This window comes from Streptomyces sp. NPDC050988, assembly GCF_044456225.1.
Taxonomy (GTDB): domain Bacteria; phylum Actinomycetota; class Actinomycetes; order Streptomycetales; family Streptomycetaceae; genus Streptomyces.
In genome coordinates this window covers 349,331-364,076 of sequence record NZ_JBITFQ010000005.1, presented here as the reverse complement: position 1 = coordinate 364,076, position 14,746 = coordinate 349,331, and the positions used below count along the sequence as shown (strand labels likewise).

Annotated in this window: 11 protein-coding genes; 6 read left to right on the top strand and 5 right to left on the bottom strand. The window is 70.3% G+C overall.

Translation table 11 applies throughout. The annotated features are described in order from the left end of the window. Positions 1–543: 543 nt before the first annotated feature. Positions 544–2,805 (bottom strand): ATP-dependent RecD-like DNA helicase, encoded by a 2,262-nt coding sequence (locus tag ACIBEI_RS15400; RefSeq protein WP_398888845.1) that lies wholly within the window; start codon positions 2,803–2,805, stop codon positions 544–546. 437 nt (positions 2,806–3,242) lie between these two features. Here ACIBEI_RS15400 and ACIBEI_RS15395 point away from each other — a divergent pair, with 437 nt between their 5' ends. The 5 genes from ACIBEI_RS15395 to rbsD all read left to right on the top strand — a co-directional run bounded on the left by ACIBEI_RS15395 (position 3,243) and on the right by rbsD (position 9,191). Then, positions 3,243–4,319 (top strand): LacI family DNA-binding transcriptional regulator, encoded by a 1,077-nt coding sequence (locus ACIBEI_RS15395; RefSeq protein WP_398888843.1) that lies wholly within the window; start codon positions 3,243–3,245, stop codon positions 4,317–4,319. Beyond that, positions 4,316–5,878 (top strand): sugar ABC transporter ATP-binding protein, encoded by a 1,563-nt coding sequence (locus ACIBEI_RS15390; protein WP_398888841.1) that lies wholly within the window; start codon positions 4,316–4,318, stop codon positions 5,876–5,878. Before ACIBEI_RS15395 ends, ACIBEI_RS15390 begins: the two co-directional genes overlap by 4 nt. Beyond that, a complete protein-coding gene (locus ACIBEI_RS15385; protein ID WP_398888839.1) occupies positions 5,868–7,823 on the top strand; it encodes a substrate-binding domain-containing protein in 1,956 nt (651 codons plus the stop codon). The genes ACIBEI_RS15390 and ACIBEI_RS15385 overlap by 11 nt, the downstream gene beginning before the upstream one ends. Positions 7,824–7,902: 79 nt before the next feature. Continuing rightward, positions 7,903–8,802, top strand: coding sequence for a ribokinase (gene rbsK / locus ACIBEI_RS15380; RefSeq protein WP_398888837.1), 900 nt, complete (start codon positions 7,903–7,905; stop codon positions 8,800–8,802). Continuing rightward, complete coding sequence (rbsD, locus tag ACIBEI_RS15375; RefSeq protein WP_189837715.1) at positions 8,799–9,191, top strand: D-ribose pyranase; 393 nt, start codon at positions 8,799–8,801, stop codon at positions 9,189–9,191. Before rbsK ends, rbsD begins: the two co-directional genes overlap by 4 nt. A 227-nt stretch (positions 9,192–9,418) precedes the next feature. Here the strand turns inward: rbsD and ACIBEI_RS15370 are convergent, their stop codons facing one another. After that, positions 9,419–10,630 (bottom strand): serine hydrolase domain-containing protein, encoded by a 1,212-nt coding sequence (locus ACIBEI_RS15370; RefSeq protein WP_398888835.1) that lies wholly within the window; start codon positions 10,628–10,630, stop codon positions 9,419–9,421. 110 nt (positions 10,631–10,740) lie between these two features. On the opposite strand from ACIBEI_RS15370, the gene ACIBEI_RS15365 reads away from it, so the two are divergent. After that, positions 10,741–11,223 (top strand): hypothetical protein, encoded by a 483-nt coding sequence (locus ACIBEI_RS15365; protein ID WP_398888833.1) that lies wholly within the window; start codon positions 10,741–10,743, stop codon positions 11,221–11,223. 80 nt (positions 11,224–11,303) lie between these two features. Here the strand turns inward: ACIBEI_RS15365 and ACIBEI_RS15360 are convergent, their stop codons facing one another. From ACIBEI_RS15360 to ACIBEI_RS15350, 3 genes are read right to left on the bottom strand one after another with little or no spacing between them, the layout of a single operon-like run. Next, positions 11,304–12,101 (bottom strand): sugar phosphate isomerase/epimerase family protein, encoded by a 798-nt coding sequence (locus ACIBEI_RS15360; protein ID WP_398889020.1) that lies wholly within the window; start codon positions 12,099–12,101, stop codon positions 11,304–11,306. Between the two features lie 53 nt (positions 12,102–12,154). Beyond that, positions 12,155–13,333, bottom strand: coding sequence for a dihydrodipicolinate synthase family protein (locus ACIBEI_RS15355; protein WP_398889018.1), 1,179 nt, complete (start codon positions 13,331–13,333; stop codon positions 12,155–12,157). Positions 13,334–13,347: 14 nt separating this feature from the next. Beyond that, positions 13,348–14,505 carry a Gfo/Idh/MocA family protein gene (locus ACIBEI_RS15350; protein WP_398888831.1) on the bottom strand — a complete coding sequence of 386 codons (1,158 nt, stop codon included), beginning with the start codon at positions 14,503–14,505 and terminating at the stop codon, positions 13,348–13,350. Between the last annotated feature and the right edge of the window lie 241 nt (positions 14,506–14,746).

The following is a 14,746-nucleotide window of genomic DNA, read 5'->3' as shown; positions in this document are numbered from 1 at the left end:
GCAGGAGAGTGCACTCGGGGTCGACCATTGGGCCTATTGGCGGCACTCAGTGCCGCCAACCTGTTCATCCTGCCCGGTTCCTCCTTCTTCCGAAAGTGCCGTGTGACGTTTCCGACTCGTTTGATCGATCATTTTTTGCGGGTGCGGGTTGGGTGTGGCTGGTCGCGCAGTTCCCCGCGCCCCTAAAAGACGCGCCTGCCGTTGTCGTCGGGTCGGGGCCGCGACGGGGCATCCGATCGCAGCTGTGTCATCCAGCACCTTTTGGTTGCCCATCAGAGGTCGTGCTGCGATCGGAAACCCCGACACGACCCCTCACGGAGGAGAGCGGCTGCCGCCCGGTGGGGCAACTGGAGCGAGGGGCTCACGCCCCCGTCTTTTCAGGGGCGCGGGGAACTGCGCGACCGGCCACGACGCACCCGCACGTCTACGTACCGGCCCCAGGCACGTTCATCAGGGGCGCGGGGAACTGCGCAATCTTTTGGCCTTTAGGGGCGCGGGGAACTGCGCGACCAGCCCCCGCCGGGGTCGAGGTCAGGGCCGGGGTCAGTCCGGGAGGTGGGCTCCGGAGAGGCGGTGGGCCAGGGCCGTGCAGCGGCGGCCGGCGGACACCGTGCGGACGGCCTGGCCGAGGGCCTTGCGGGAGCCGACCAGGACCACGAGCTGCTTGGCTCGGGTGACCGCCGTGTAGAGAAGGTTGCGCTGGAGCATCATCCAGGCCCCCGTGGTGACGGGGATGACGACGGCGGGGTACTCACTGCCCTGGGACCGGTGGATCGTCACCGCGTACGCGTGGGCCAGCTCGTCGAGTTCGTCGAACTCGTACGGGACCTCCTCGTCCTCGTCCGTCAGGACGGTGAGGCGCTGGTCGTCGAGGTTGAGGGAAGTCACCACCCCCACCGTGCCGTTGAAGACGCCGTTCTCGCCCTTGTCGTAGTTGTTGCGGATCTGGGTGACCTTGTCGCCGACCCGGAAGACCCGGCCGCCGAACCGCTTCTCGGGCAGGTCGGGCCGGGCCGGCGTGATGGCCTGCTGGAGCAGGCCGTTGAGGGTGCCGGCACCTGCCGGGCCGCGGTGCATGGGCGCCAGGACCTGGACGTCACGCCGGGGGTCGAGCCCGAACTTGGCCGGAATACGCCGTGCGGCCACATCCACCGTCAGACGCCCCGCCTCCTCCGTGTCGTCCTCGACGAAGAGGAAGAAGTCCTTGAGCTTGTCCGTGATCGGATGCCGGCCCGCGTTGATCCGGTGAGCGTTCGTCACCACCCCTGATTGCTGGGCCTGGCGGAACACCCGGGTGAGACGGACCGCCGGCACCGGGCCCCGCTCGGCGAGCAGGTCGCGCAGCACCTCGCCCGCCCCCACGCTCGGCAACTGGTCGACGTCCCCGACGAAGAGCAGATGCGCACCCGGAGGCACCGCCTTCACCAGCTTGTTGGCGAGGAGGAGGTCCAGCATCGATGCCTCGTCCACCACCACCAGGTCCGCGTCCAGGGGACGGTCCTTGTCGTATGCCGCGTCGCCGCCCGGCTTCAGTTCCAGGAGCCGGTGCACGGTGGAGGCGTCCGCGCCGGTCAGTTCGGCAAGTCGCTTGGCGGCGCGGCCAGTCGGCGCGGCCAGTACGACCTTTGCCTTCTTCGCCCTGGCCAGCTCCACGATCGAACGGACCGTGAAGGACTTGCCGCAGCCGGGCCCGCCCGTGAGCACCGCGACCTTCTCGGTGAGGGCGAGCCGGACCGCCTGCTCCTGCTCGGGGGCCAGCTCCACCCCCGTACGGTCCTTGAGCCAGGCCAGTGCCTTGTCCCAGGCCACGTTCCCGAAGCCCGGCATGCGGTCCTCGTCCGTACGCAGGAGGCGCAGGAGCTGGGCCGAGAGGGACAGTTCGGCCCGGTGGAAGGGGACCAGGTAGATGGCGGTGACCGGTTCGCCGCCGTCCGGGCCGGGCACGCGCTCCCGTACGACACCCGGCTCCTCGCCCTCCTCGGACGGCGCCGCCAGTTCCGCGAGGCACTCGATGACCAGGCCCGTGTCCACCTGGAGCAGTTTCACCGCGTCCGCGATCAGCTGCTCCTCCGGGAGGAAGCAGTGGCCCTGGTCCGTCGACTGCGAAAGGGCGTACTGCAGGCCCGCCTTGACGCGCTCCGGGCTGTCGTGCGGGATGCCCACGGACTGGGCGATCTTGTCGGCGGTGAGGAAGCCGATGCCCCAGACGTCGGACGCGAGGCGGTAGGGCTGGTTCTTGACCACCGAGATCGACGCGTCGCCGTACTTCTTGTAGATGCGGACGGCGATCGACGTCGACACCTCGACGGTCTGGAGGAAGAGCATGACCTCCTTGATCGCCTTCTGCTCCTCCCAGGCCTCGGCGATCTTCTTGGTCCGCTTGGGACCGAGCCCCGGCACCTCGATGAGCCGCTTCGGCTCCTCCTCGATGATCTGGAGGGTGTCCAGGCCGAAGTGCTGCGTGATGCGGTCGGCGAAGATCGGACCGATGCCCTTCACCAGGCCGGAGCCCAGATAACGGCGAATGCCCTGGACCGTGGCGGGGAGAACCGTCGTGTAGTTCTCCACCGTGAACTGCTTGCCGTACTGCGAGTGGGAGCCCCAACGCCCCTCCATGCGCAGGGACTCCCCCACCTGCGCACCGAGCAGCGCCCCCACGACCGTGAGGAGATCGCCCCCGCCTCGGCCCGTGTCCACCCGGGCCACCGTGTAGCCGTTCTCCTCATTGGCGTACGTGATCCGCTCCAGCACGCCTTCCAGAACCGCCAGGTTCCGCTCCCCGTTCCCCGCCCCTTGCTTGGACATGATCCGACGCTACCTCCCGCCTCTGACAGCGGGGGCGCCCATTCGCAGCGTCCGTGACATCCATGACGTCCATGACATCTGCGGCCCGGCGGGGGCTGGTCGCGCAGTTCCCCGCGCCCCTAAAAGCCAAAAGATTGCGCCGTTCCCCGCGCCCCTGGGGGATGGGGGCTTGCGGCCGTTCTTCGACCGCCGGCCCGGTGGGGGCTGAGCGCGCCGTTCCCCGCGCCCCTGAAGGGGCGCGCCCCCACCGGGCGGCAGGCGCATCTTTTAGGGGCGCGGGGAACTGCGCGACCAGCCACACCCCACCCGCAGACAACACACAACCCCCACCCCCCACCATCACGATCCGGTCTCAGCCCCTTGTTAACTTCCATGTAATCGATTCCAATCCTCCCTGTAGGCGCATGTAATCGATTCCACAAGGAGGTGGAACGTCGATGGCGAGCATCAAGGACGTCGCCGCCGAGGCACGCGTATCCGTCGCCACGGTCTCGCGCGTCCTGAACGACCACCCCTCGGTAAGCCCAGCGGCACGCGCCCAGGTGCTGGCGGCCGTCGAGACGCTGGGCTACCGCCCGAACGCCGTCGCCCGCTCCCTGCGTACGGACCAGACCCGCACCCTCGGCCTGGTCATCAGTGACGTGCTCAACCCGTACTTCACCGAACTGGCCCGCTCCGTCGAGGAGGAGGCCCGCGCCCTCGGCTACAGCGTGATCATCGGAAACGCCGACGAGCGGCCCGAGTTGCAGGACCACCACATCCGTACGCTCCTCGACCGCCGTATCGACGGCCTCCTCGTCTCCCCCACCGACGGCGGCTCCCCGCTGATGCTGGACGCCGCGCGCACGGGCACCCCGATGGTCTTCGTGGACCGCTGGATCCCGGGCATGGACGTGCCCGTCGTCCGCGCGGACGGCCGCACCGCCATCCACGACCTGGTCACCCACCTCCACACCCTCGGCCACCGCAGGCTCGCCATCATCGCGGGCCCCGCGGCCACCACGACCGGCAGCGAGCGCGTCGACGCCTTCCGGGAGGCCCTCCAGGAGTACGGGCTCCCGCTGCCCGACGCCTACATAGGGCAGGGCGACTTCCAGGCGGCCAGCGGTCGCCGGGTCACCGAGGAGTTCCTCGACCTCCCCGAACCACCCGAGGTCGTCTTCGCGGCCGACAACCTGATGGCCCTGGGCGCCCTGGACGCCATCCGCGCGCGCGGGATGCGGGTTCCCGACGACATCGCGCTCGCGGCGTTCGACGACATCGCCTGGTTCGTGCACACCGATCCGCCGATCACGGCGATCGCCCAGCCCACTCCCGAGCTGGGCCGCGCCGCCGTACGCGCCCTCGTCGACCGCATCGAGGGCCGGCCCCCGCAGTCCGTCACCCTCCCCGCCCGTCTCGTCGTCCGCCGCTCGTGCGGCGAGTCCGGCGGCGAGTCCCGCGGCGAACCGGGCGGCGAGCCCCTGTCCCCGCAACCCTCTCCGCACTCGTCCCCGCAAAGGAGCAACACGTGAGCAGTCCCGACGAGTTGCTGCGTATCGAAGGCATACGCAAGACCTTCCCCGGTGTGGTCGCGCTCGACAGCGTCGACTTCGATCTGCGCCGCGGCGAGGTGCACGTGCTGCTCGGTGAGAACGGCGCCGGCAAGAGCACGCTCATCAAGATGCTGTCCGGTGCCTACCGGCCCGACGCCGGGAAGATCGTGGTCGACGGCAAGAAGGTCCGTATCCATGGTGCGCAGGACGCCGAGCGCCTCGGGATCGCGACGATCTACCAGGAGTTCAACCTGGTCCCCGATCTGACGGTCGCCGAGAACATCTTCCTGGGCCGCCAGCCGCGTCGCTTCGGGATGATCGACCGGAAGACGATGGAGGCCGACGCCGCCGAACTGCTTGAGCGCGTCGGGGTGAACGTGTCCCCGCGCGCGCGGGTGCGTGAACTCGGTATCGCGCGTCTCCAGATGGTCGAGATCGCCAAGGCGCTGAGCCTGGACGCACGCGTCCTGATCATGGACGAGCCGACCGCGGTGCTCACCTCCGGAGAGGTCGAGAAACTCTTCCGGATCGTGCGGCAGCTGCGCGAGGACGGCGTCGGCGTCGTCTTCATCACGCACCACCTGGAGGAGATCGCCGCCCTGGGAGACCGGGTCACCGTCCTCCGGGACGGCCGGAGCGTCGGCCAGGTGCCCGCGTCCACGCCCGAGGACGAGCTCGTACGCCTCATGGTGGGCCGCTCCATCGAGCTGCAGTACCCGCGCGAACGGGCCGACACCGGGACCGCGTTGCTCACCGTGGAGGGGCTCACCAAGGACGGTGTGTTCCACGACGTGAGTTTCGAAGTGCGGGCCGGTGAGGTCGTCGGCATCGCGGGGCTCGTCGGGGCGGGACGTACCGAGGTCGTACGGGCCGTCTTCGGGGCGGATCCGTACGACAAGGGGTCCGTGGCCGTGGCCGGCGAGCGGCTGCCGCGCCACGACGTGAGCGCGGCCATGACCGCCGGCATCGGGCTCGTCCCCGAGGACCGCAAGGGCCAGGGACTGCTGCTCGACGCCTCCGTCGAGGAGAACCTCGGGCTCGTCACGCTGCGGGCGGCGACCCGTGGCGGGCTCGTCGACCTCAAGGGGCAGCGGACGGCCGCCGCGAGGATCGCCGAGCAGCTCGGCGTACGGATGGCCGGACTCGGCCAGCACGTGCGCACGCTCTCCGGCGGCAACCAGCAGAAGGTCGTCATCGGCAAGTGGCTGCTCGCCGACACCAAGGTGCTGATCCTCGACGAGCCGACGCGCGGTATCGACGTCGGCGCCAAGGTCGAGATCTACCAGCTGATCAACGAACTCACCGCCGCCGGCCATGCCGTCCTGATGATCTCCAGCGATCTGCCCGAGGTGCTCGGCATGAGCGACCGGGTGCTGGTGATGGCGCAGGGCCGGATCGCCGGCGAACTCACCGCCGACGAGGCGACCCAGGACTCCGTGATGGCACTCGCCGTCAGCTCACCCACGACACCCATGACTCCCCCTACGACCGTTATCACCGACTCCGTTACCGCTGTGGAGGGCCCCGATGGCCACTGACACGCTCAAGAGCACACCGGGCGCGAGTGGCGCCTCGGGCGGCCTGCGCCGGCTCCTGCTCGACAACGGCGCGCTCACCGCGCTGATCATTCTCGTCATCGCGATGTCGGCCCTGTCCGGCGACTTCCTGACGACGGACAACCTGCTGAACATCGGCGTCCAGGCGGCCGTGACGGCCATCCTCGCCTTCGGTGTGACCTTCGTGATCGTCTCGGCGGGCATCGACCTGTCGGTCGGTTCGGTCGCCGCGCTGTCCGCCACCGTCCTTGCCTGGACGGCGACTTCGGAGGGCGTCCCGGTCTGGATCGCGGTGATCCTCGCGATCGCCACCGGCATAGCCTGCGGCCTGGTCAACGGCGTCCTGATCTCGTACGGGAAGCTGCCGCCGTTCATCGCGACGCTCGCCATGCTGTCGGTGGGCCGCGGTCTGTCGCTGGTGATCTCGCAGGGCAGCCCGATCGCCTTCCCGGAGTCGGTCTCGCACCTCGGTGACACGCTGGGCGGCTGGCTGCCGGTGCCGGTCCTCGTGATGATCGTCATGGGGCTGATCACGGCCCTGATCCTGGGGCGTACGTACATCGGGCGCTCCATGTACGCGATCGGCGGCAACGAGGAGGCGGCCCGCCTCTCCGGGCTGCGGGTGAAGAAGCAGAAGCTCGTCATCTACGCGCTGTCCGGTCTCTTCGCCGCCGCCGCGGGCATCGTGCTCGCCTCGCGGCTCTCCTCCGCGCAGCCGCAGGCCGCGCAGGGCTACGAGCTGGACGCGATCGCCGCGGTCGTCATCGGCGGCGCCTCCCTCGCGGGCGGTACGGGCAAGGCGTCCGGGACGCTGATCGGCGCGCTGATCCTCGCGGTGCTGCGCAACGGCCTCAACCTCCTCTCCGTGTCGGCGTTCTGGCAGCAGGTCGTCATCGGTGTGGTCATCGCGCTGGCGGTGCTCCTCGACACCGTGCGGCGCAAGGCCGGGGCGACTCCGGTCACGGCCGGTGCCGGGGGCTCGTCGGGCCTCAAGGGGCCACAGGCCGTCAAGTACGGGCTCGCCGTGGTCCTCGTGGCCGCGATCGTGGGCGGGCTGTCTCTCTTCAACAACGGCTCGTCCTCGTCGAACCCGAAGGTCGGCCTGTCCCTCTCCACGTTGAACAACCCCTTCTTCGTACAGATCAAGGAGGGTGCGCAGGCGGAGGCCAAGAAGCTCGGCGCGGACCTGACCGTCACGGACGCGCAGAACGACGCCTCGCAGCAGGCCAACCAGCTGCAGAACTTCACCAGCGAGGGCGTCGACTCGATCATCGTCAACCCGGTGGACTCGGACGCGGCGGGCCCGTCGGTGCGCTCCGCGAACAAGTCCGACATCCCCGTCGTCGGCGTCGACCGTGGCGTCAACAAGGCGGAGACGGCCGCGCTCGTGGCCTCCGACAACGTCGAGGGCGGCAAGCTGGGCGCCAAGGCGCTCGCCGAGAAGCTGGGCGGCAAGGGCAAGATCGTCATCCTCCAGGGTCTGGCCGGTACGTCCGCGAGCCGTGAACGCGGCGCGGGCTTCGCCGAGGGCCTCAAGGCCTACCCGGGCATCGACGTCGTCGCCAAGCAGCCGGCCGACTTCGACCGCACCAAGGGCCTCGACGTGATGACGAACCTGCTCCAGGCCCACCCGGACGTCCAGGGCGTCTTCGCCGAGAACGACGAGATGGCGCTCGGCGCGGTCAAGGCGCTCGGCTCCAAGGCCGGAAAGTCCGTCCAGGTCATCGGCTTCGACGGCACGCCCGACGGTCTGAATGCTGTCAAGGAGGGCACGATGTACGCCTCCGTGGCACAGCAGCCGAAGGAACTCGGCAGGATCGCGGTGGAGAACGCGCTGCGGGCGGCCGACGACAAGGAGGTCGAGAAGACGGTGAAGGTTCCGGTGAAGGTGGTCACGGCGAAGAACGTGGACGAGTTCACCGGCTGACCCCGACCGATGTCGCGGGGCGGGTGCACGGCTGCCGCCGTCCGCCCGCCCTCAACTCACCCCCACAGGGAGACTGTTCATGTACGACTACGACCTGCTGGTCGTGGGATCGGCCAACGCCGACCTCGTCATCGGTGTCGAGCGGCGGCCGGGCGCCGGGGAGACCGTCCTCGGTTCCGACCTGGCGCTCCACCCGGGCGGCAAGGGCGCCAACCAGGCGGTCGCCGCCGCCCGGCTCGGGGCACGTACGGGGTTGCTGGCCCGGGTCGGCGACGACGCACACGGCCGGCTGCTGCTCGACTCGCAGCGGGCGGCCGGGGTCGACACGGCCGGGGTCCTCGTCGGCGGGGCGCCCACCGGGGTCGCGCTGATCACGGTGGACCCGTCCGGCGACAACAGCATCGTCGTGTCGCCCGGCGCGAACGGCCGCCTCACCCCGGCCGACGTCCACGCGGCCTCGGCCCTGCTCGCGGCCTCCCGGGTGGTCTCGGCCCAGCTGGAGATCCCGCTGGAGACGGTCGTGGAGGTCGTACGCGGCCTGCCGTCCGGCACCCGTTTCGTACTGAACCCGTCCCCGCCCCGAGAGCTGCCCGAGGAGGTGCTCGCGGCCTGCGACCCGCTGATCGTGAACGAGCACGAGGCGCGGGTGGTGCTCGGCGCCGACGCGGGCCAGACGCCCGAGGAGTGGGCCCAGGCGCTGCTCGCGCTCGGTCCGCGCTCGGTGGTCGTCACCCTGGGCGAGGAGGGCGCGCTCGTCGCGGACGCCTCCGGCACGGCCCGGGTGCCGTCCGTGAAGGTGAACGCCGTGGACACGACCGGCGCGGGCGACTCCTTCACCGCGGCGCTGGCCTGGCGCCTCGGCGCCGGGGAGTCCCTCGCGGACTCGGCGGCGTACGCGGCCCGCGTGGGCGCCGTCGCCGTCACCCGCGAGGGCGCGCAGGCGTCCTTCCCCACCGCCGAAGAGGTCGCCGCACTGTGAAGAAGGCCGGAATACTGAACCGTCATCTCGCGGGCGCGATAGCCGAGCTGGGCCACGGCGACGGCGTGCTGATCTGCGACGCGGGCATGCCCATCCCGGCCGGGCCGAGGGTGGTGGACCTGGCTTTCCGTGCCGGGGTGCCGTCCTTCGAGGAGGTCCTGGAGGGCCTGCTGGACGAGTTGGTCGTGGAGAGTGCCACGGCGGCGAAGGAGGTACGGGAGGCGAACCCGGAGGCATCCGCGCTGCTGGCCGACCGCTTCCCCTACGCGCTGACCCATGTCTCCCACGAGGACCTGAAGATCCTCTCGGCGAACGCCCGCCTGATCGTGCGGACCGGCGAGGCCCGCCCGTACGCGAATGTGCTGCTGCACTGCGGGGTCTTCTTCTAGGCCCTGGGGTATGAGTGTTTGGGCAGGCTCCGGGAACGAAGGCCCGGACAAGCTTCGAGGGGGCCCGGTCCGTCGACCGGGCCCCCTCGGTTTCCCCTCCCCCAAAACCAGAACCCCCGCGATCCCCCCGGATCCCCCTCCAGAAGTCCTGATGCCAAGTACGACCCACGGGGTGGGGGGAGGGTTGCACGGTCTCCTGAGATTTTTTTGAGGTCCGTTTCTGTGCCTCAGTCGCCCTCGGGGCGGACGCGGTCCGCGATGCCCAGGGTCAGCTTCTCCGCCTGGTCCTCAAGGTTCCACTTGCCGTCCTGGTAGGCGTGGTTGCTCACCCAGTACACGAGGACGCCGTCGCGCAGCGACCTCGTGAGGACCGCCAGCGACCAGTCGTTGCCGCCGTCGTGCCAGACGTCCCGCCCTTCGGGGCTCTCGCGGACGGCCCAGCCGTATCCGTACCAGCCGTCGTCGGAGTCGGGCACCCGCACGCGGGGCGCGAACAGCTTCTGCCTGGCCCGTTCCGGCAGGACCGCGTCGCCCGAGAGGGCCCGGTGCCAGCGGAACATGTCCTCGGCGGTGGAGAGCATTCCGCCGTTGCCGCGCAGATTCCAGTACGGCCCGTCGGCGGCCCAGGGATGGTCGAGGGGCCTGCCCTTGCTGCGCCCCTTGCTGTCGTACTCCACCGCGACCAGGTGCCGCGGCCACCGGGGCAGTACGTATCCGGTCCGCTCCATCCCCGCCGGACCGAACAGCCGCCGGGCGAGGAACGGCTCGTAACCCTCGCCGGACGCCTTCTCGACGATCGCGGCGAGCAGGCTGTAGCCGGTGTTGGAGTAGTGGAACTCCTTCCCCGGGGCCGAATGCGGCTTCGACGCCAGGGCCTGGCGCACCATCTCGTCGCGGGAGACCGGGTCGTAGTCGTCGCCGAGCCCCTCGACCAGGCCCGAGGTGTGCGTGAGCAACTGCTCGATGGTGATGTCCTGTTTGTCGTCGGGAACCGGGCCGAGGAACCGGCTGATCCGGTCGCTCACCCGCAGCCGCCCCATCACCTCCAGCTTCAGGATCGCGGCGGCGGTGAACTGCTTCGTGATCGACATGACGTCGTAGACCGTGCGGCAGCTCGCGGGGGTGCCGGCCGCGCGGTCCGCCGTCCCGAAGCCTCCGCAGTACGCGAGTTCGTCGCCGCGTGCGGCGATCACGGTTCCGCCGGGACCGGCGGGGATGGTCCGGCGGAGGAAGTCGGCGACCGACTCCCCGTCGCGCGCCTTCGCGGCGGGCCCGGCGGCCGGTCGCTCCTCGGCGGGCTCCTTGGCGCGCTCATTGGCGGGCCCGGCGGCGCGTTCTTCGGCGCACGCGCCCAGCGTCAGAAGAGCCGCAAGTGCGGTGACGGCGGCGGCAGTACGGCGGCAGCGGGGCAGACCCATATGACCTATGACCTCCAACATCGGGAATCCGCACCGAGGTTGACCGCCGCCGTCGCCGTTCCTCAAGCTGTCAGGGTGTTCGAGCTTGTGCGAACCCGTGTACGTCCAGCTCACCAGGGGGGACCACCGTCATGACCACCGCACCGCCCACCCCGCCGGACACCGACGCGGCCGCCTTCGTGGCGGGGCTGCGGCGGCTCAAGGCGTGGTCGGGCCTCAGCTACCGCCGGCTGGAACGCCGGGCGGCGGAGGCGGGCCACTCCCTGCCGTACTCCACGGCGGCGACCATGCTCGGCCGGGAACGGCTGCCCCGCGAGGAACTGGTCGCCGCGTTCGTCGCGGCGTGCGGGATTCGGGGCACCGAGGCGGAGGTATGGCTGGACGCCCGCACCGACATCGCGTGCGGGCCGCCGCCTGTGCCTGTGCCCGCGGACGTCACACCTGCGTCCCTGTCTGCGGTCGCCGCACCGGCGCGCACCACGCCCCGGCGGACCCGGTGGACCCTCGTCGCTGCCGCGGCGCTCGTCACCGCGCTCCTCGGCGGGGCGTCGGCGTCCGGCGTCTTCACCGACGACGAAGAGGTGCACGAGACGCGGACGTCGGTTCGCCTGTGACAGGGGCACGGGTGGACCGACGTCCGCAGTCCGGGAGGTAAGGAACGGAACGGTACGGTACGGAACGCTACGGCCGTTTCTCAGGCCACGTGCTCCACGAACCGTGCCGCCGTCTCCGCCAGCACCTCGCGGCCGTCCCTGGCCCACAACCCGTCGTTGAACAGCTCGACTTCGATGGGTCCGGTGTAGCCCGCCGCCTCGACGTACGCCTTCCACTCGCGCATGTCGATCGAGCCGTCGCCGATCTGGCCCCGTCCGTTGAGGACGCCCTCGGGCAACGGGGTTGTCCAGTCGGCGAGTTGGAAGGTGTGGATACGGTCGCCAGCCCCCGCGCGGGCGATCTGTGCGGGGGCCTGGTCGTCCCACCAGATGTGGTACGTGTCGACCGCGACGCCGACCTGGTTCGCGGGGAAGCGTTCCGCGAGGTCGAGAGCCTGGGTGAGGGTCGAGACCACACAGCGGTCGGAGGCGTACATCGGGTGGAGCGGCTCGATGGCCAGCCGGACACCGTTGGCGGCCGCGTACGGGCCCAACTCCCCCAGCGCGTCCGCGATGCGCTCCCGCGCGCCGTGCAGGTCCTTCGAGCCCGCGGGGAGGCCGCCCGAGACGAGGACGAGGGTGTCGGTGCCCAGGGTGGCGGCCTCGTCGATGGCGCGGCGGTTGTCGGCGAGGGCCTCGGCTCGCTCGGCCGGGTCGATGGCCGTGAAGAAGCCGCCGCGGCAGAGGGTGGTGACGGCCAGGCCTGCGTCGCGGACCAGCTTGGCCGTCTCCTCCAGGCCGTACGTCTCGACCGGCGCACGCCACAGGCCGACGCCCGGGACGCCCAACTCCAGGCAGGTGTCGACCAGTTCGGGCATCGACAGCTGCTTGACCGTCATCTGGTTGATGGAGAAGCGGGAGAGGCCGCCGAGAGGGCTCGTACTGCTCGTGCTCACTGGTCCACTCCGTACAGGGAGAGCAGGTTCTTCATGCGGTTCTCCGCCAGCGCCGGGTCCGGGAACAGGCCCAGGCCGTCGGCGAGTTCGTACGCGCGGGCGAAGTGCGGGAGCGAGCGGGACGACTGGAGGCCGCCGACCATCGTGAAGTGCTCCTGGTGGCCCGCGAGCCAGGCCAGGAAGACCACGCCCGTCTTGTAGAAGCGGGTCGGGGTCTGGAAGAGGTGGCGGGACAACTCGACGGTGGGGTCGAGGAGTTCACGGAAGCCGCCCGTGTCGCCGGTGTCCAGAGCGCGGACCGCCTCCGCCGCCAGCGGGCCCAGCGGGTCGAAGATGCCGAGCAGGGCATGGCTGAAGCCCTGGTCGTCGCCCGCGATCAGCTCGGGGTAGTTGAAGTCGTCGCCGGTGTAGCAGCGCACCCCGTCGGGCAGCTTGCGGCGCAGGTCGATCTCGCGCTGGGCGTCGAGGAGGGAGACCTTGATGCCGTCGACCTTGTCGGGGTGGGCGGCGATGACCTCAAGGAAGGTGCTGGTGGCGGCGTCGAGGTCGGTGCTGCCCCAGTAGCCTTCGAGCGCCGGGTCGAACATGGGGCCGAGCCAGTGCAGGATCACCGGTTCGGCGGCCTGGCGGAGCAGGTGGCCGTAGACCTCCAGGTAGTCTTCGGGCCCCTTGGCGATGGCGGCCAGCGCCCGGGAGGCCATGAGGATGGCCCGCGATCCGGACTCCTCGACGAGTGCCAGCTGCTCCTCGTACGCGGCCCGCACCTCGTCCAGGCCGTACGGGTAGCCGACCTCGGTGGCCGAGAGCTGGTCGGTGCCGACGCCGCAGGCGATCAGGCCGCCGACCGCCTTGGCCTCGGCCGATGAGCGGCGGATCAGCTCGGCCGCGCCCGCCCAGTCGAGCCCCATCCCGCGCTGGGCGGTGTCCATGGCCTCCGCGACGCCGAGCCCGTGGGACCACAGATGACGGCGGAAGGCGAGGGTGGCGTCCCAGTCGACGGCGGCCGGGGAGTCGGGGGTGGTGTCGGCGTACGGATCGGCGACCACGTGGGCCGCCGAGTAGACCGTACGGGAGGTGAAGGGGGCGCCGGTGGTGAGGGGCAGGGGTTCGGTGCGGGGGGTGTAGGCGCGCAACACGCCGTCTGCGTTGGGTAGTTGGATCCGCCCGTTCGTCACATTCGTCACATTCGTCACAGTGCGATCTCCGGTACGTCGAAGCGGCGGCCCTCGGCGGAGGACTTCAGGCCCAGTTCGGCGAGCTGAACGCCGCGGGCGCCGGCCAGCAGGTCCCAGTGGTAGGGCGCGTCGGCGTAGACGTGCTTGAGGAACAGCTCCCACTGGGCCTTGAAGCCGTTGTCGAACTCGGCGTTGTCGGGGATCTCCTGCCACTGGTCGCGGAAGGAGTAGGTGGCCGGGATGTCGGGGTTCCAGACCGGCTTGGGGGTCGAACTGCGGTGCTGGACACGGCAGTTGCGCAGGCCCGCGACGGCCGAGCCCTCGGTGCCGTCGACCTGGAACTCGACGAGCTCGTCGCGGTTGACGCGGACGGCCCAGGAGGAGTTGATCTGGGCGATGGCTCCGCCGTCGAGTTCGAAGACGCCGTAGGCGGCGTCGTCGGCCGTGGCGTCGTACGGCTTGTCCTGCTCGTCCCAGCGCTGCGGGATGTGCGTGGCGGTCAGGGCCTGTACGGACTTCACGCGGCCGAACAGCTCGTGGAGGACGTACTCCCAGTGCGGGAACATGTCGACAACGATGCCACCGCCGTCCTCGGAGCGGTAATTCCAGGACGGGCGCTGGGCCGACTGCCAGTCGCCCTCGAAGACCCAGTAGCCGAACTCTCCGCGGATGGAGAGGATGCGGCCGAAGAAGCCGCCGTCGATGAGCCGCTTCAGCTTGAGCAGGCCCGGGAGAAAGAGCTTGTCCTGGACCACGCCGTGCTTGATGCCGGCGGCGGTGGCCAGACGGGCCAGCTCCAGGGCGCCGTCGAGACCGGTCGCGGTCGGCTTCTCGGTGTAGATGTGCTTGCCCGCGGCGATCGCTTTCGTGATCGCCTCCTCGCGGGCCGAGGTGACCTGGGCGTCGAAGTAGATCTCGATCGTCGGGTCGGCGAGGACCGCGTCGACGTCCGTGGAGATGTTCTCCGGGTCCAGGCCGTGCTGCTCCGCGAGCGCCTTCAGGGCGTGCTCGCGGCGGCCGACGAGGACCGGCTCGGGCCACAGCACGGTGCCGTCACCGAGGTCGAGACCGCCCTGTTCGCGCAGGGCGAGGATCGAGCGGACGAGGTGCTGGCGGTAGCCCATGCGCCCCGTCACACCGTTCATCGCGATGCGCACCGTCTTGCGTGTCACGTGATTCCCTTCGTACGCGTCCCGCGCCGCGTACGCCCCACAGGTGGACCCCGGTACGTCCGGTGCACCCTGGTGAACTGGTGAGCGTCACAGCAAGCGCTTTCTATGTGTAGAGAAGCTAGCCTCTGAGGAGCGGTCTGGACAAGACCGTGACGGGGATGAGTTGTTCGAGGGGGCGAACAACTGGGGGTTTCGGCCTTAGGGTCTGCACGGAACCGTGCCACGTGTGCCCGTGCGCCCG

What these genes read in the sequence shown, in the direction of transcription:
- ACIBEI_RS15365 (WP_398888833.1), top strand. Translation starts at nt 10,741, where the DNA reads ATGACCACCGCACCGCCCACCCCGCCGGACACCGACGCGGCCGCCTTC.
- rbsK (WP_398888837.1), top strand. Translation starts at nt 7,903, where the DNA reads ATGTACGACTACGACCTGCTGGTCGTGGGATCGGCCAACGCCGACCTC.
- ACIBEI_RS15400 (WP_398888845.1), bottom strand. Translation starts at nt 2,805, where the DNA reads ATGTCCAAGCAAGGGGCGGGGAACGGGGAGCGGAACCTGGCGGTTCTG.
- ACIBEI_RS15395 (WP_398888843.1), top strand. Translation starts at nt 3,243, where the DNA reads ATGGCGAGCATCAAGGACGTCGCCGCCGAGGCACGCGTATCCGTCGCC.
- ACIBEI_RS15385 (WP_398888839.1), top strand. Translation starts at nt 5,868, where the DNA reads ATGGCCACTGACACGCTCAAGAGCACACCGGGCGCGAGTGGCGCCTCG.
- ACIBEI_RS15360 (WP_398889020.1), bottom strand. Translation starts at nt 12,101, where the DNA reads ATGACGGTCAAGCAGCTGTCGATGCCCGAACTGGTCGACACCTGCCTG.
- ACIBEI_RS15370 (WP_398888835.1), bottom strand. Translation starts at nt 10,630, where the DNA reads ATGTTGGAGGTCATAGGTCATATGGGTCTGCCCCGCTGCCGCCGTACT.